At 74.4% G+C, this 15,706-nt stretch carries 13 protein-coding genes and 2 pseudogenes; 11 read left to right on the top strand and 4 right to left on the bottom strand.

The annotated features are described in order from the left end of the window. Nucleotides 1-12 precede the first annotated feature (12 nt). Complete coding sequence (locus ACFVXK_RS23095) at nt 13-1,356, bottom strand: hypothetical protein (protein ID WP_389614520.1); 1,344 nt, start codon at nt 1,354-1,356, stop codon at nt 13-15. Between the two features lie 150 nt (nt 1,357-1,506). Here ACFVXK_RS23095 and ACFVXK_RS23100 point away from each other — a divergent pair, with 150 nt between their 5' ends. Together ACFVXK_RS23100 and ACFVXK_RS23105 are read left to right on the top strand one after the other, a co-directional pair. After that, on the top strand, nt 1,507-1,665 hold the full coding sequence (locus tag ACFVXK_RS23100; RefSeq protein ID WP_389614522.1) for a hypothetical protein: 159 nt from the start codon (nt 1,507-1,509) through the stop codon (nt 1,663-1,665). Then, nucleotides 1,655-1,947, top strand: a pseudogene (locus ACFVXK_RS23105) (hypothetical protein). Before ACFVXK_RS23100 ends, ACFVXK_RS23105 begins: the two are co-directional and overlap by 11 nt. 534 nt (nt 1,948-2,481) lie before the next feature. Here the strand turns inward: ACFVXK_RS23105 and ACFVXK_RS23110 are convergent. Beyond that, entirely contained in the window at nt 2,482-3,408 is a 927-nt protein-coding gene (locus tag ACFVXK_RS23110) for a Ppx/GppA family phosphatase (RefSeq protein ID WP_389614524.1), read from the bottom strand. A gap of 62 nt (nt 3,409-3,470) precedes the next feature. On the opposite strand from ACFVXK_RS23110, the gene ACFVXK_RS23115 reads away from it, so the two are divergent. Further along, entirely contained in the window at nt 3,471-4,271 is an 801-nt protein-coding gene (locus ACFVXK_RS23115; RefSeq protein WP_389614540.1) for a hypothetical protein, read from the top strand. Nucleotides 4,272-4,657: 386 nt separating this feature from the next. On the opposite strand, the pseudogene ACFVXK_RS23120 reads toward ACFVXK_RS23115, so the two are convergent. Continuing rightward, nucleotides 4,658-6,247: pseudogene (locus ACFVXK_RS23120) on the bottom strand (RNA polymerase sigma factor); the annotation flags it as partial. 402 nt (nt 6,248-6,649) lie between these two features. Here ACFVXK_RS23120 and radA point away from each other — a divergent pair. Beyond that, a complete protein-coding gene (gene radA / locus ACFVXK_RS23125; protein WP_389614526.1) occupies nt 6,650-8,074 on the top strand; it encodes a DNA repair protein RadA in 1,425 nt (474 codons plus the stop codon). A gap of 235 nt (nt 8,075-8,309) precedes the next feature. Then, nucleotides 8,310-9,434 carry a DNA integrity scanning diadenylate cyclase DisA gene (disA, locus tag ACFVXK_RS23130; RefSeq protein ID WP_358896829.1) on the top strand — a complete coding sequence of 375 codons (1,125 nt, stop codon included), beginning with the start codon at nt 8,310-8,312 and terminating at the stop codon, nt 9,432-9,434. 42 nt (nt 9,435-9,476) lie between these two features. Here disA and ACFVXK_RS23135 read toward each other — a convergent pair whose 3' ends face one another. Next, the gene (locus ACFVXK_RS23135; protein ID WP_389614528.1) at nt 9,477-10,262 is read right to left on the bottom strand and encodes a hypothetical protein; all 786 of its coding nucleotides are present in this window, start codon (nt 10,260-10,262) and stop codon (nt 9,477-9,479) included. A 159-nt stretch (nt 10,263-10,421) separates the two neighbouring features. On the opposite strand from ACFVXK_RS23135, the gene ACFVXK_RS23140 reads away from it, so the two are divergent. The 6 genes from ACFVXK_RS23140 to cseC all read left to right on the top strand — a co-directional run bounded on the left by ACFVXK_RS23140 (nt 10,422) and on the right by cseC (nt 15,590). Then, entirely contained in the window at nt 10,422-11,036 is a 615-nt protein-coding gene (locus ACFVXK_RS23140) for a phosphatase PAP2 family protein (RefSeq protein WP_389614530.1), read from the top strand. 22 nt (nt 11,037-11,058) lie between these two features. After that, nucleotides 11,059-11,967, top strand: a complete 909-nt coding sequence (locus ACFVXK_RS23145) for an A/G-specific adenine glycosylase (protein ID WP_389614531.1) — start codon at nt 11,059-11,061, stop codon at nt 11,965-11,967. Between the two features lie 278 nt (nt 11,968-12,245). After that, nucleotides 12,246-12,806 carry a SigE family RNA polymerase sigma factor gene (locus ACFVXK_RS23150; RefSeq protein ID WP_389614532.1) on the top strand — a complete coding sequence of 187 codons (561 nt, stop codon included), beginning with the start codon at nt 12,246-12,248 and terminating at the stop codon, nt 12,804-12,806. Beyond that, nucleotides 12,794-13,498, top strand: a complete 705-nt coding sequence (locus ACFVXK_RS23155; RefSeq protein ID WP_389614533.1) for a hypothetical protein — start codon at nt 12,794-12,796, stop codon at nt 13,496-13,498. Before ACFVXK_RS23150 ends, ACFVXK_RS23155 begins: the two co-directional genes overlap by 13 nt. Before the next feature lie 45 nt (nt 13,499-13,543). Next, nucleotides 13,544-14,257 (top strand): two-component system response regulator CseB, encoded by a 714-nt coding sequence (gene cseB, locus ACFVXK_RS23160; protein ID WP_389614534.1) that lies wholly within the window; start codon nt 13,544-13,546, stop codon nt 14,255-14,257. A 10-nt stretch (nt 14,258-14,267) separates the two neighbouring features. After that, nucleotides 14,268-15,590 (top strand): two-component system sensor histidine kinase CseC, encoded by a 1,323-nt coding sequence (cseC, locus tag ACFVXK_RS23165; RefSeq protein WP_389614536.1) that lies wholly within the window; start codon nt 14,268-14,270, stop codon nt 15,588-15,590. Nucleotides 15,591-15,706: the final 116 nt, after the last annotated feature.

Here is a 15,706-nt window from a genome sequence, read left to right on the forward strand (position 1 = left end):
CCGCCCGTCCCCTCACCCCTTGAGCGCGCCCACCGCCCGGGCGCGTTCCCTCAGGTCACGGACCGCTCGCACGGCGCCGTACGGACCCAGCCGGAGATTCATCACCTCGAAGTGCTCGTCCCCGCGTGCCGACGACAGCACCTCGTACTCGTCGAGGAACCTCCCCCACGACTCGCACGCCGCCTCCACGTGCCCGATGGCCAGCTGCCGCTGCGCGAGGAGCCCGTACGCGTGCAGCCGGCCCTGCCGTTCCTGCGCCGGCTGGACCCGGATCGACTCCCGCAGCGTACGGACCGAGCCCGCGACGTCCTTGGTCTCGTTCAGCACGTGCGCGACGTGGAAGAGGTACGCCGTCCGGTCGTACCCTCCCACCGATTCCCGCCGGTCATCCGCCCGGGCCAGCGCCTCCTCGGCCTCCCGGAGCCGGGCGAAGGCCTGCCGCCTGTCCCCGACCATCGCCGCACCGTGCGCCTGCTGCCCGCGCAGGAACGCGACCAGACGCGGCCCGGCGCCCGGAGCGGCCTCCGCCGCCGAGTCCGCGAGCTCCAGGGCGCGCCGCCCGTAGCCCAGGTTGGAGGCCTGGAGGGACATCCCGCGCAGGGTGCGGCAGTACGTGACGTGGTCCTCCGCCTCACCCGCGAGCTTGAGCGCGGACACGTAGTAGTCCTGCCCGAGCCGGTGCTGACGCTCGTACATCGCCATCCACCCCGTGAGGTACACGAGGTCGGAGGCGGCCGCGAGCAGGCTCTTCCTCGCCGGAGCCGCCGCCTCGGCCTTGAGCCACGGCCCGACCGTGTTCACCAGGAAGGCCGCCGCCATCGGCCGGGCGTGCCCCGCGCCCAGTTCGTCGAGGATGTCGGCGATCCGTTCCGTCATCGCCCCCACGGCATCCACCTGAGCCTGCCCGACCCGCGTCGTCACCTTGCCGGGCCGCACCGGCTCGGGGCCGTCGGCCCGCGCCAGGGTCGGAAAGAGCGGGATGGCCAGAGCCGCGGAGAAGACCCCCGCCGCGATCACCCGCCGCCGAGAGGGATCCATGTCGGCCCGCCCGAGCTCGACCAGTTCCCGCACCGTGTCCTCGTCCTCCACCGCCCCCGGCGCAGCGAGACCGGCCTCGGCGTAGGTGACCGGCCGCCCCAGCTTCCGCTCGAACGCCTCGACGATCAGCGCCCTGACCCGGGCCCGGGGCTGATGCCCCGCCACCCACTGGGACACGGCGGGCTGCCCGTATGTGAGGGCGAGCCCGGCCTCCGCACCGACGCGGTTGACGATCGAGGCGAACTGGCTTCTCGACCATCCGGCCTGCTCAAGGAGCGTGGTCAGGCCGGTGTTGGATGTACGTGAGCGTCGAGCCATGTGCAACTCCCCACACGTGCATGGCTTGCATGCTTCTCCGACTCCTCAACGGTACTCGCGGTGGGGGTGCGCGCGGTTACCTCTTCACATCACGTAGTGACGGGACGGCAGTTGACCGTCCCTCCGACGAGGGCAGGGAGCGACCACCCCATGACCAGCCGCACCACCGAACGCGTGTCCCGTGGCGTACTCGGCATCGACCCGTCGGACGGCCCCGAGCCCAGCCGTGACCTCATCGAACGCGCGCGGCGCGGCTGGGAACGCTTCGTCGCCTCCCTCGACGAGGGGCCGTCGTCCGATGAGCGCTGAACACTACGAGTACGTCCCCCACCGCCTCCTGCGCCGCCGCGTGCGCGACGTCGCCTCCGGCGTCGAGGGGGAACTGATGGCCGTGATCAACGAGAACGTCTCGGACTCGCCGCTCCACGAGCACTGGGTGGAATTGGCCTACATCCGCAACGCGTCCGGCCGCGAGTTCACCACGGCAGCCGCGAACGTCCTCCCCGCCTGAGGAGACGGCACCAGAAGACGACCGGCAGGGCATCCCAGCCCCAGACGGCGGCTGGCCGCCGATCCGGGAGGAGCGCGTAGCGATCCGGGGCGCCCGGAGGTCCCGAACGGGGGCCCTGATCGGCATTCCGTGCGGGTACCAGCCCCAGACGGGCGGCGGACGCCGAGACGGGAGGAGCGCGTAGCGATCTGACGCGGACGTCGGCGCCGCTTGCCCTCTGGCGTCGGCCCGGCTGCCCGGTCTGCCGGCCCCCGACCACCCCGCCTCATCGCTCAGGGAGCCGATCGCCCGACCCTGGACCGTCCCGTTCCTTCGGGGGCTTCCCGGCAGTCCTTGTCTTTCCGGGGCGGGTCGGTCTGTCAAGGGTGGCCGAAGGCCATCGCGAAGCGACGCGACCGAAGGGAGCGCCCTTGACAGGCCGGCCCGACCCGGAAGGACAGTGGGACTGACGGGAAACCCCCGCTCCTCCCTGAGACCGCCCCGCCGGGACCCCGCCCCCCACACCACCGCCCCGCACCCGGGGAGGCGGGTGGGCAGACACCGCTCGGCTGCAACCCCTCGAGGGGGAGATGGCGGGCCCGCGCCGCGAGGCCGCGGCAAACAGCCCGCGACCCCTACGGCAAGTGGTCCAGCCGCCGCAAGATGACGCCCTCCCGTAGGGCCCACGGGCAGATTTCCAGGGTGTCCACGCCGAAGAGGTCCATCGCCGCCTCCGCGACCAGGGCGCCCGCCAGGAGCTGGGAGGCGCGGCCGTCCGAGACGCCCGGGAGGGTGGAGCGTTCCGCCGAGGTCATCGCCGTCAGGCGCGGGACCCACTCCTCCAGGGACTTGCGCGTCAGGTCGCGCTGGACGTATAGGCCGTCGGCCTCGCGGGCCGCGCCGGCGATGCGGGCCAGCTGCTTGAAGGTCTTCGAGGTGGCCACCACGTGGTCCGGCGCCCCGAAGCGGCTGAACTCGCCGACCGTGCGGGCGATCTGCGCCCGCACGTGCCGCCGCAGCGCCCTCACGTCCGCCGGGTCCGGCGGGTCGCCCGGGAGCCAGGCGGAGGTGAGGCGGCCGGCGCCCAGGGGGAGGGAGACGGCGGCGTCGGGGTCCTCGTCGATGCCGTACGCGATCTCCAGCGAGCCGCCCCCGATGTCGAGGACCAGCAGTTTGCCCGCCGACCAGCCGAACCAGCGCCGGACCGCGAGGAAGGTCAGCCGGGCCTCGTCCTCACCGCTCAGCACCGGCAGCTCGACGCCGGTCTCGGCCTTGACGCGGGCCAGGACCTCGTCGGCGTTGGGGGCCTCTCGCACCGCGCTGGTCGCGAAGGGGAGGACGTCCTCGCAGCCCTTGTCCTCGGCCGCCTGCACGGCCTCGCCGATGACGGAGACCAGGCGCTCGACGCCCTCCGGGGTGATCGCCCCGTGCTCGTCGAGCAGCTCCGCGAGGCGCAGCTGCTCCTTGTGGGAGTGCGCGGGCAGCGGGCGCGCGCCGGGGTGCGCGTCCACCACCAGCAGGTGGACCGTGTTCGAACCCACATCCAGGACACCGAGTCTCATACGGGAAACGCTATAGGGCCGGACGCGGGGCGGTGGAGTAAGGGGCGCTTAGGCTGGTGTTCGTGCCAAATACGAAGAAGGCCAGCAAGAACCAGTCGAAGAAGAACAAGGACACAGTGGCGGACGAGAAGGGCCTCGACTTCCCCCGGGCCTGGGTGGAGTTCCCCGATCCCGCCGACGAGGAGCAGGTCTTCCGCTGCGACCTGACGTGGCTGACCTCCCGCTGGACGTGCATTTTCGGCAGCGGCTGCCAGGGCATCCAGGCCGGTCGGGCCTCGGACGGCTGCTGCACGCTGGGCGCGCACTTCTCCGACGAGGACGACGAGCAGCGGGTCGCCGAGCACGTGGCGCGGCTGACGCCGGAGCTGTGGCAGTTCCACGACGTCGGCAGCGAGAGCGGCTGGACGCAGCTCGACGACGACGGGGAGAAGCAGACCCGCCGCTGGGACGGGGCGTGCATCTTCCTCAACCGGCCCGGTTTCCCGGCCGGGGCGGGCTGCTCGCTGCACATCCTGGCGCTCAAGAGCGGGCAGGAGCCGCTGGAGACGAAGCCGGACGTGTGCTGGCAGCTGCCGATCCGGCGTACGTACGACTGGATCGACCGGCCGGACGACACGCGGGTGCTCCAGGTGTCGATCGGGGAGTACGACCGGCGCGGCTGGGGGCCGGGCGGGCACGACCTGCACTGGTGGTGCACGTCGGCGACGTCCGCGCACGGGGCCGGTGACCCGGTGTACGTGTCGTACCGGGCGGAGCTGACGGAGCTGATGGGTGCGGAGGCGTACGCGGAGCTGGTGAAGCTGTGCGAGGCGCGGCTGGCGTCGCTGCTGCCGATGGCCCCGCACCCCGCCGACCCGGCGTAGTCCCTCCCCCCGGCCCCCGGCCCCCCCGCCTTACGGCGCGGGGGGTGCCGGGTCGGGGGAAACCGTTCCTCCTGGGCCCGCCGACGGTCCCGGGTCCGTGGGCGGGGTCGGGGTGGGCGTCGGGGTCGGGGTCGGGTCCGTAGGGGGCGTCGGGGTGGGGGTCGGTGTGGGCGTCGGGGGGGGGGGGGGGGGTGGGGGGGGGGGGGGGGGGGGGGGGGGGGGGGGGGGGGGGGGGGGGGGCCGGGGGGCGGGGGGGTGGGTTCGGGGGCGGGGCGGCCGCGGCCCGAGACGGAGACGACGGCCCCGCCCGGGTCGACGCCGACGCGGGCGCTCCAGGCTCCGACGGGCTGGGCCTCGGTGTCGACGGTGATCCGCAGGGTGACCGATTCTCCGGGGGCGAGGACGCCCGCCGTCTGGCTCGCGCGCAGCCAGGGCGCGTCGGACCAGAGCCGCCAGGCGACGGGGCTGCCGCCGGAGGCCCCGAGGGTGAGCAGGGTGGTGCCGCCGCGGGTGGCGGCGGAGACGGTGAGCCGGCCGGGGGCGCCGGGTCCGGTGGCGTCGGGGGTGGCGGGGGCGCCGCTGCTGATGACCTCGACGGAGACGTCGGGGGCGGCGCTGCCGGTGGCGAAGCCGGGTTCGCCGGTGGTGCGGGCGGTGTTGCCGGTGTTCTCGTACGCGGTGAGCGGGCGGCCCTCGGCGAGCGGGGGCGGGATCCTCGATTCGCCGGCGGAGATCCTGGTGCCGTCGCCGACGGGTTCGCCGATGGTGGGGGCGCCCCGGTAGGCGGCCCACAGGGCGATGACGGGGGCGGCGACGACGGTGGCGACGACGGTGGTCGTCACGGCCCGGGCCCGGAAGCGGTCGCGGCGGGCGGCGCGGTCCTTGGGGTCCATGGGGAAGCCGGTGCGGTCGAAGCGCGGGCCGGGGCGACCGCCGCGGCGCCGGCCGGAGCGCAGCATGGCCGCGCGGACGGCCCCGCGCGGGGCGGCGACGAGCGGGAGCGCGGCGTGCAGGCCGCCGGAGCCGGGCCAGGGGGCGGCGGCGCCGACGCGTTCGGCGACGCGGCGGCAGCGCGGGCAGTCGTCGACGTGCCGGACGAGCTCGGCGCGCAGGGTGCTGGACAGCAGGACGTCGCGGTCGCCGTCCTCGCCGGTGAGGCGGGAGACGGCGGGGCAGTTTCCGGTCTCGACGACGGCGAGGGCGGCGCGGGTGCGTTCGACCTCGCAGGCGGCGGCGGAGAGCAGCTCACGGGCGGTGGCGGGGGCGGTGCCGAGGACGGCGGCGAGTTCGGTGGTGCCGAGGCGGTGGCGGACGGCGAGTTCGAGGGCCTCGCGCTGTTCGGGGGTGGTGCCGGCGGCCTCGGGCCAGGCGAGGCGGGCGAGCTCGGTACGGCGGTGGGCGTCCACGTCGAGGACCTCGCGGGAGCCGGGCGGGCGGGGCGTCCGGGGCGCATGCTCGGCTTCGGTGTGCTCCGGCGTGCGCCGGGCGGAATGCGCCCCCTGGCGGGCGCGCCGCCGCTCGGCCAGCCGGCGCAGGCAGGCCCAGCGGGCGAGGGCGTACAGCCAGGCCCGCCGGTCGCCCTCGTCGGGACATCGGCCGGGGTGCCGCTCGGCGACGGCGAGGACGTCGCCGAGCACGTCGGTGGCGGCGTCGTGGTCGCACAGGACCGACAGGCAGTAGGTGAACAGGCCGTCGAGGTAGGGCTCGTACGGGGAGGAGGGCGGCGCCCCGGCCCCGACGTCCCGGCCGTGGCGGGCCTCCGAGCCTGCGCTCCTCCCAGCCCCGGGCCCCTCGTCCGCCGGGCCCGCAGTCCCCGGATGCACGGTCCCGGGTTGCCCGGCCCCCGGGTACGCGCCCGGATGCCCGGCTCCCGGGCCGGCGGCCGCCAGGTGCCCGGCTCCCTCCCCTGCGGCCCCGGGGTGCCCGGCCACCCGGGGCTCCCCCGGGAACGGGGGCCAGGCCGCCGCCGAGGGCATGCGGACGGTCGCGGTCTCCTCGGGCGCCTCGCCGCCCCGGGGTGCCGCGGCGGCCCACGGCGCCCCGGACGCACCCGACGCCCCGGAGGTACCCGTGGTCCCGGACGCACCCGGCGCCCCGGACGCACCCGGTGTCACCGCCGTGTCCTCCGGGGCCCCTGCGCGGGGCGTGCGCCTGTGCGCCCGGTGTGCGCCGGTGCGTGATGCGGGGTCTCCCTGGTCGCTGCTGTCCACCTGGCGAAGGTAGGCGGCAGGCCCGTGGCCCTCCGGAAGCCTTCCCCGGTTTTAGCCCTTACGGGTGAACAGATCGCCGTCCCGCTGACCGCGACCCTGACGCCGGCCGGTGCCCGGCGGCCACCGGCCCCGACCGCGTTGTCGGTGGCGCCGGATACCGTGGGCGGCATGGCTGCCCGTACCTCTCGCTCATCCGCCAAGGACCGTCCGTCCTTCCGCTGCACCGAGTGCGGCTGGACGACCGTGAAGTGGCTCGGCCGCTGCCCCGAGTGCCAGGCGTGGGGAACCGTCGAGGAGATGGGCGCGCCCGCCGTGCGCACCACGGCGGCCGGCCGCGTCACCGCCGCCGCCCTGCCGATCGCGCAGGTCGACGGCAAGACGGCGACGGCCCGCAGCACCGGCGTGGACGAGCTGGACCGCGTCCTCGGCGGCGGCCTCGTCCCCGGCGCGGTGGTGCTCCTCGCGGGCGAGCCGGGCGTCGGCAAGTCGACGCTGCTGCTCGACGTCGCGGCCAAGGCGGCCACCGGCGACCACCGCACCCTGTACGTCACCGGCGAGGAGTCGGCGAGCCAGGTGCGGCTGCGGGCCGACCGGATCAACGCCCTGAACGACCACCTCTACCTCGCCGCCGAGACGGACCTGTCCGCCGTCCTCGGGCACCTCGACGCCGTCCGGCCCTCGCTCCTGGTCCTGGACTCCGTACAGACCATCGCCTCCCCCGAGATCGACGGCGCGCCGGGCGGCATGGCCCAGGTCCGGGAGGTGGCGGGGGCGCTGATCCGCGCCTCGAAGGAGCGGGGCATGGCCACCCTGCTCGTCGGCCACGTGACGAAGGACGGGGCCATCGCCGGCCCCCGCCTGCTGGAGCACCTGGTGGACGTGGTGCTGAGCTTCGAGGGCGACCGGCACGCGCGGCTGCGCCTGGTGCGCGGCGTGAAGAACCGGTACGGCGCGACGGACGAGGTCGGCTGCTTCGAGCTGCACGACGAGGGCATCACCGGGCTCGCCGACCCCAGCGGGCTGTTCCTGACCCGGCGCGCCGAGGCGGTGCCGGGGACCTGTCTGACCGTGACCCTGGAGGGCAAGCGCCCGCTGGTCGCGGAGGTGCAGGCGCTGACCGTGGACTCGCAGATCCCCTCCCCGCGCCGCACCACCTCCGGCCTGGAGACCTCGCGCGTCTCGATGATGCTGGCGGTGCTGGAGCAGCGCGGCCGGATCACGGCGCTGGGCAAGCGGGACATCTACAGCGCGACGGTGGGCGGGGTGAAGCTGACGGAGCCGGCCGCCGACCTGGCGATCGCGCTGGCCCTGGCCTCCGCCGCGAGTGACGTGCCGCTGCCGAAGAACCTCGTGGCGATCGGGGAGGTCGGGCTGGCCGGCGAGGTGCGGCGGGTGACGGGCGTGCAGCGGCGTCTCGCGGAGGCGCACCGGCTCGGGTTCACGCACGCGCTGGTGCCGGCGGACCCGGGGAAGGTCCCGGCGGGGATGAAGGTCACCGAGGTCGCGGACATGGGGGACGCCCTGCGGGTCCTGCCGCGCGGCCGGTCCCGTACGCCGTCCAAGGAGCGGGCCGCGGCGGCGCCGACGGACTGAACCGAGGCGCCCTCGCGGGGTGCCCCGGAGCCGCCCCCGCGGGGTGCGTCGGAGGGTTTTGGCGGAATGAGAGGCTCCGGGGTGGGGGGCGGGTAGGCAGGTCAGCGGGGCCGTACGGGCTGCCGCCGCGGCGCTGCGGGTCAACGCCCGGCGGGCGCACAGGCGGCGCCGGTAGACTTTGTGCTGGTCCGCCCGGCCCTACGCAGGCGGCGCAACCCGCGACCGGAGGAGTGCAGTGGCAGCCAAGGACGGGGCAGCAGCATCCGGGAAGTCGGGCGCGAGCTCCAAGCACGAGGCGTTGATGCGCGCCTCCCTCACCGCGGTCGCACCTGGTCAGCCGCTGCGTGACGGTCTGGAGCGGATCGTCCGCGGCAACACGGGCGGGCTCATCGTCCTCGGCATGGACAAGGCGGTCGAGGCCATGTGTACCGGCGGCTTCGTCCTGGACGTGGAGTTCACCGCGACCCGGCTGCGGGAGCTGTGCAAGCTCGACGGCGCGCTGATCCTGGACAAGGACCTGACGAAGATCCTGCGGGCCGGCGTGCAGCTGGTGCCGGACGCGTCGATCCCCACGGAGGAGACCGGCACGCGGCACCGCACGGCGGACCGGGTGTCGAAGCAGTGCGGGTTCCCGGTGGTGTCGGTGTCGCAGTCGATGCGGCTGATCGCGCTGTACGTGGACGGGGAGCGCAGGGTCCTGGAGGAGTCCGGGGCGATCCTCTCCCGCGCGAACCAGGCGCTGGCCACGCTGGAGCGGTACAAGCTGCGGCTGGACGAGGTCGCGGGCACGCTGTCGGCGCTGGAGATCGAGGACCTGGTCACGGTGCGCGACGTGACCGCGGTCGCGCAGCGGCTGGAAATGGTCCGCCGGATCGCGACCGAGATCGCCGAGTACGTGGTCGAACTGGGCACGGACGGGCGACTGCTGTCGCTCCAGCTGGACGAGCTGACGGTGGGCATCGAGCAGGAGCGGGAGCTGGTGATCCGGGACTACGTTCCGGAACCGACGGCGAAGCGTTCCCGCACGGTGGAGGAGGCGCTCCCGGCGCTGGACGCGCTGACGCATCCGGAACTGCTGGAACTGGCGATCGTGGCCAAGGCGCTGGGGTACACGGGGTCGCCCGAGACCCTGGACTCCGCGGTGTCGCCCCGCGGGTACCGGCTGCTGGCGAAGGTGCCGCGGCTGCCGGGGGCGATCATCGAGCGACTGGTGGAGCACTTCGGGGGGCTGCAGAAGCTGCTGGCCGCCAGCGTGGACGACCTCCAGACCGTGGACGGGGTCGGCGAGGCCCGCGCGCGGAGCGTCCGCGAGGGGCTGTCCCGCTTGGCGGAGTCCTCGATCCTCGAACGCTACGTCTAGGCTCCGCCGCCGCTGGGGCGGAGGAGCCCCGAGAACGCCGCGTCAGTCCTGCTTCAGCACGAACGACGTGCGGGCCACCGGGAGGCCCGGGGTGCGGGCTTCGACCACGTAGGTGTCGGGGGCCGGGGTACCCGCCGGAGGCGACTGGCACTGGTCCGCCGCGCTCAGCTTGCGGTCCCACTCCAGCGACTGCTTCGTCTCACCCTGGGCCGGCAGGCGGAAGTACGCGTTGGCCGGCCCCGTCGGGCAGTCGGCCGAGGACCACACCTGCTTGGCGCCGGTCGTCTGAAAGATCGTCACGACCGCCTGCTTCGGCCCGAGTCCGAACTTGCAGGTGCTGCCCGAGACGTTGCGGACGATCAGTTCGAGGCGCGGCTTCTCGTTCGTCTCGTACTCGTTCTTCACGCTCTTGACCTCCCACTGCACCGCGCTCGCCGCGCAGGTGGGCAGCGGGGAGTCCGCCGGGAGGACCGCCGGGGCGCCCGCGCCGCCGCCGGAGGAGCCGGAGGCCGCGCCGCCACCCTGGTCGGGGTTCTTCGAGGTGCCGCCGCCCGAGCCGGAGGCGGAGCCCCCGCCACTGCCCGACTCCGCGCGCCCGCCCGGGGCCTGACTGATCGCCGGGCCCGAGCCGGAGGGGCCGGGGGTGATCGTGCGGACCGGGCCGGAGCCGCCGCCGCCCTTGCCGTTCGTACTCGTGCCGCCCCCACCGGAACTGACGAACCATACGGCGAGCAGCGCCGCGAGCGCCGCGACGGACGCCAGAACAGCCCTCCGCCGCCAGTAAATGGAGGAGGGAAGCGGCCCGACCGGATTGCGCAGAGATCCCACGTACCGAACCTTACGAGAACTCGCGCCGCGATCAGTGCCCCACATGCCGCGCATACGGCGGGTTTTGCCGATGATCATCTTGGGGTCCGGGGCCGGAGCGACAAGATCAGGCCAGGGTCTGACACGGCCTCGACCTGGGGTTGAGTACCGTCGGTCACCATGGACACCTCCGACCTCTACCGCAACATCACCGACTTCGCCCACGACACGCCCCACTGGGTGCAGTCGGCCTTCGAGGTCTGGACCGAATACGGGCTCCTCGTGTTCGGGTTGCTCTACATATCCGTCTGGTGGCGTGCGCGCGGCCGGCGCGATCCGCGGGCCGTGGCGCGCGCCGTGCTCGCTCCGCTGGCGACCGCGCTGGTGTACGTCGCCTCCGAGCTGGTGAAGTCGACCGTCGACGAGGACCGTCCCTGCCGGGCGGTGGCCCGGGCGGCCGCCTCGCTGGTGCCGTGTCCGCCGTACGGGGACTGGTCCTTCCCCAGCAACCACTCCGCCATCGCGGGCGCGGCGGCCGTCGCGCTGGCGCTGGCCGTGCCGCGCCTGGCGCTGCTGACCCTGCCGATGGCCGTGCTCATGGCCTTCTCCCGGGTGTTCGTGGGGGTGCACTACCCGCACGACGTGGGGATGGGCCTGCTGCTCGGCGCCTCGCTGGGCGCGCTGGCCGTGGCCCTGCTGACCGGGCCGATGACCCGGGTGATCGCCGCCGTACAGGGGAGCGGGATCCGCGCGGCCGTCTGGTTCACCGGTCCGGGCCCGGCGCGCCACCCGTAGAACGTGCCAGGATGCCCCTGACATGACTGCATCCGCCGCATCCGCCGATTCCCCCGCACGCTCCCCGCTGCACGAGCCCGTCATCGCGTGGTTCGACGAGCACGCCCGCGACCTGCCCTGGCGCCGCCCCGAGGCCGGCCCCTGGGGGGTCATGGTCAGCGAGTTCATGCTCCAGCAGACCCCCGTCAGCCGGGTCCTGCCGGTGTACGAGCAGTGGCTCGCCCGCTGGCCCCGCCCCGCCGACCTGGCCGCCGAGGCGCCCGGCGAGGCGGTACGGGCCTGGGGGCGCCTGGGCTACCCGCGCCGGGCCCTGCGGCTGCACGGAGCGGCCGCGGCGATAACGGAACGCCACGGCGGTGACGTGCCGCGCGACCACGCGCAGCTGCTCGCACTGCCCGGGATCGGGGAGTACACGGCCGCCGCGGTGGCCTCCTTCGCGTACGGGCAGCGGCACGCGGTCCTCGACACCAACGTGCGCCGGGTCTTCGCCCGCACCTCCACCGGTGTCGAGTACCCGCCGAACGCCACCACCGCCGCCGAGCGGCGCCTGGCCCGGACCCTGCTGCCCGCGGACGAGGCCACGGCGGCCCGCTGGGCGGCGGCCTCGATGGAGCTGGGCGCGCTGGTCTGCACGGCCAAGAGCCCGGACTGCGTCCGCTGCCCGGTGGCCGGGCTGTGCGCCTGGCGGCTGGCCGGGAAGCCCGCGCACGACGGGCCGCCGCGGCGCGGGCAGACGTACGCGGGCACCGACCGCCAGGTGCGCGGCCGGCTGCTGGCCGTCCTGCGCGAGGCGACGGGGCCGGTGGCGCAGGCGCAGCTCGACGCGGTGTGGGACGAGCCGGTGCAGCGGGCCAGGGCGCTGGACGGGCTGGTGTCCGACGGGCTGGTGGAACCGCTCGCCCGCGGGATGTACCGCCTCCCGCAGGGCTAGGCACGGGAATCCCCAGGGGCGGGCCCCGGAATCCGCAGGCCCGGGCCCCGGAATCCGCAGGTCGCACGGGCCTTCCCGGGAGGCCGTCGAAGTTGACGGCCTCATTCCGTTTCGGGCCGGGAAACCGCAGCTCACGGGCACTGTTACACAACCTACGGGTGTCCGTGCGCCCACCGCAGGCTGACCCGCACAGTGCCGTGACAACCCGTCCGTACCTTCGGATCCGTAAGGCAGCGGTGACGCGGCGGGTGACGGGGACGGCAGCGGAGGCGGTCTAGATGGCGCACGGAGATGTACTCGAGTTCGAGGAGTACGTACGCACCCGGCAGGACGCCCTGCTGCGCAGCGCCCGGCGCCTGGTCCCGGACCCGACCGACGCGCAGGACCTCCTCCAGACCGCCCTCGTGCGCACGTACGGCCGCTGGGAGGGCATCGCCGACAAGTCCCTCGCCGACGCCTACCTGCGGCGCGTCATGATCAACACGCGGACCGAGTGGTGGCGGGCCCGCAAGCTCGACGAGGTCCCCACCGAGCAGCTCCCGGACGCCTCCGTCGAGGACGGCTCCGACCAGCGCGCCGACCGCGCCCTGCTCATGGACATCCTCAAGGTCCTCGCGCCCAAGCAGCGCAGTGTCGTGGTGCTGCGACACTGGGAGCAGATGAGCACCGAGGAGACGGCCGCGGCGCTCGGAATGTCGGCGGGAACCGTGAAGAGCACACTGCACCGCGCACTGGCCCGGCTCCGCCAGGAGCTGGAGAGCCGGGACCTGGACATGCGTGCGCTCGAACGCGGTGACCACACCACGCGTGACGAGGGGCGGGAGCGGTGCGCGGCCTGAACGGCCAAAGCCTGAGTGGCAGGAGCTCGCTGGTACTGACGTCGGCGGGGACGGTCGTCCTCGTCGGCACAGTGCTGTTCGCGGCCGGCTGTTCCGCCGGCGGCACCGGCCTGCGCGACGGCGGCCCCGCCCGCACGGAGTCGGTGGCCCGCAACAACCAGCCCACCGCCGCGCCCAGCGGTCCGGTGGCCCTGGGCCACACCCCCGCCGCGGGGACGGGCAACCCCCTCAAGAAGGTCGACCCGGTGGCCCTGCTGAAGGCGGACCCCAAGGTCAGCGCCGAGGTCAAGCGGGACCTCAAGCCCTGCACGGGCAAGGAGTACCCGGTCGACGTCAGCTACGGGAAGGTCACCGGGAGCAGCGTCGTCGACATCGTCGTCAACGTCCTGTCCTGCGCCGACGCCCTGGGGCGGGGCTCGTACGTGTACCGGTCGGACGGCGGGAAGTACGAGAATGTCTTCGCCGACGAGCAGCCGCCCGTCTACGCCGAGATCGACCGGGGCGACCTGGTCGTCAGCAAGCCGGTCTACGGCAAGAGCGACGCGCTCTCCTACCCCTCCGGCGAGGACGTGATCACGTACCGCTGGAACGGGGAGAAGTTCGCCGAGCAGGACCGCGTCCACTCGGAATACAGCAACGTCGGGGACGGCGGGGGCCAGCCGGCCCCGGCCGTCACCCCCCCGAAGAACTGACCGCACAAGCACCAGCAGACGCACAAGACCGGAGTGAGGCTGCGCATGGCCGAGACCCACGTGCTGTTCGTGGAGGACGACGACGTCATCCGCGAGGCCACGACCCTGGCGCTGGAGCGCGACGGGTTCGTGGTCACCGCCATGCCCGACGGCCTGTCCGGACTGGAGTCCTTCCGGGCGGACCGGCCCGACATCGCCCTGCTGGACGTGATGGTGCCCGGCATGGACGGCGTGAGCCTGTGCCGGCGCATCCGTGACGAGTCCACCGTCCCGGTGATCATGCTCTCGGCGCGCGCCGACTCCATCGACGTGGTCCTGGGCCTGGAGGCGGGCGCGGACGACTACGTCACCAAGCCGTTCGACGGCTCGGTCCTCGTCGCCCGGATCCGCGCGGTCCTGCGCCGCTTCGGGCACGCGGGCGGCACGCAGAACGGCGGCAACGGCCCGGGCGACGACGACGGCTCCGACGAGCGCGGGGTGCTGTCCTTCGGCGACCTGGAGGTCGACACCGAGGGCATGGAGGTCCGCCGGGCCGGCGCCCCCGTCGCCCTGACCCCCACCGAGATGCGGCTGCTGCTGGAATTCTCCTCCGCGCCCGGAACCGTCCTGTCCCGCGACCGGCTCCTGGAGCGGGTCTGGGACTACGACTGGGGCGGCGACACCCGCGTCGTGGACGTCCACGTCCAGCGACTGCGCACCAAGATCGGACAGGACCGGATCGAGACGGTCCGCGGCTTCGGATACAAGCTCAAGGCATGAGAACCACAGCATGAGGCGTTTCACCCTGCGCACGGGGATCCGCTGGAAGATCACGCTCGCCATCGCCGCCGTCGGGGCCCTCACCGCGCTCGCCCTGAGCCTGGTGGTGCACAGCGCCGCCCGTGTGTCGATGCTGGAGAGCGCCCGCGACTCGGAGCTGGAACGGGTGCAGTACATCGCCCGCACCCCCGACGCCGGCCGCAAGCCCATCTGGGGCGCCAAGGTCAACGACCCCGAGCTCCCCGCCGAACTCCGCGAGAAGGCCCGCTCGGGGCGGCGCGGCACCTACATCCAGGAGACCCCCAAGACCCCCAAGCGGGGACCCGAGGTGTGGGCGGCCGTACCGCTCGGCAACGGGCAGGTGCTGTCCATGCACCACGAGTTCCGCGAGAGCGCCAACATGGTGCGCGACCTGGACCGCGCCCTGGTCATCGGCTCCCTCGCCGTCGTGATCGGCGGCTCGGCGCTCGGCGTGCTCATCGGGGGGCAGATCTCCAGCCGGCTGCGCAAGGCGGCGGCCGCCGCCCAGCGGGTGGCGCACGGGGACCCGGAGGTCCGCGTGCGGGACGCGGTGGGCGGCGTCGTCCGCGACGAGACGGACGACCTCGCACGGGCGGTGGACGCCATGGCCGACGCCCTCCAGCAGCGGCTGGAGGCCGAGCGGCGGGTCACCGCCGACATCGCGCACGAGCTGCGGACGCCGGTGACGGGGCTGCTGACGGCCGCGGAGCTGCTGCCGCCGGGCCGGCCCACGGAGCTGGTGCGCGACCGGGCGCAGGCGATGCGGGCCCTGGTCGAGGACGTCCTGGAGGTGGCCCGGCTGGACGGCGCGTCCGAGCGGGCCGAGCTGCAGGACGTGGCGCTGGGCGAGTTCGTCACCCGGCGGGTGACGGCGCTGATGCCGGAGGCCTCGGTACGGGTGGTCGCGGACGAGATCGTCAGCACCGACCCGCGCCGCCTGGAGCGGATCCTCGGCAACCTGCTGGCCAACGCCGCGCGGTACGGGCAGGCGCCGGTCCAGGTCGACATCGAGGGCCGGGTCGTCCGCGTCCGGGACCACGGACCGGGCTTTCCCGAGGCACTGCTGCGGGAGGGCCCGAGCCGGTTCCGCACCGGTTCGACGGACCGGGCGGGGGTCGGGCACGGGCTCGGCCTGACCATCGCCGAGGGCCAGGCCCGCGTCCTGGGCGCCCGCCTCACCTTCCGCAACGTGGCGGCGCCGGGCGGCGCCGACACCGAGGGCTCGGCCGCCGGCGCGGTGGCGGTCCTCTGGCTCCCGGAACACGCCCCGACGACGACGGGCAGCTTCCCGATCATCCAACTCCCGGGCTGACCGCCGTTCCTCCCGGGGGGCGGTTGGCGGGGTCGGGGGGTGGCCGGGGTCGGTGCCGGGGTGGGGTGTCGTCCGGGGCGGGCTTCGATGTTCGGCGCTCCGATCCGGATCAGGGA

This window comes from Streptomyces sp. NPDC058157 (assembly GCF_042884105.1).
Classification (GTDB): domain Bacteria; phylum Actinomycetota; class Actinomycetes; order Streptomycetales; family Streptomycetaceae; genus Streptomyces.

Coding starts and splice junctions, on each gene's coding strand:
- ACFVXK_RS23095 (WP_389614520.1), bottom strand. CDS start 1,356: ATGGCTCGACGCTCACGTACATCCAACACCGGCCTGACCACGCTCCTT.
- ACFVXK_RS23100 (WP_389614522.1), top strand. CDS start 1,507: ATGACCAGCCGCACCACCGAACGCGTGTCCCGTGGCGTACTCGGCATC.
- ACFVXK_RS23110 (WP_389614524.1), bottom strand. CDS start 3,408: ATGAGACTCGGTGTCCTGGATGTGGGTTCGAACACGGTCCACCTGCTG.
- radA (WP_389614526.1), top strand. CDS start 6,650: ATGGCTGCCCGTACCTCTCGCTCATCCGCCAAGGACCGTCCGTCCTTC.
- ACFVXK_RS23140 (WP_389614530.1), top strand. CDS start 10,422: ATGGACACCTCCGACCTCTACCGCAACATCACCGACTTCGCCCACGAC.
- ACFVXK_RS23145 (WP_389614531.1), top strand. CDS start 11,059: ATGACTGCATCCGCCGCATCCGCCGATTCCCCCGCACGCTCCCCGCTG.
- ACFVXK_RS23150 (WP_389614532.1), top strand. CDS start 12,246: ATGGCGCACGGAGATGTACTCGAGTTCGAGGAGTACGTACGCACCCGG.
- cseB (WP_389614534.1), top strand. CDS start 13,544: ATGGCCGAGACCCACGTGCTGTTCGTGGAGGACGACGACGTCATCCGC.
- cseC (WP_389614536.1), top strand. CDS start 14,268: ATGAGGCGTTTCACCCTGCGCACGGGGATCCGCTGGAAGATCACGCTC.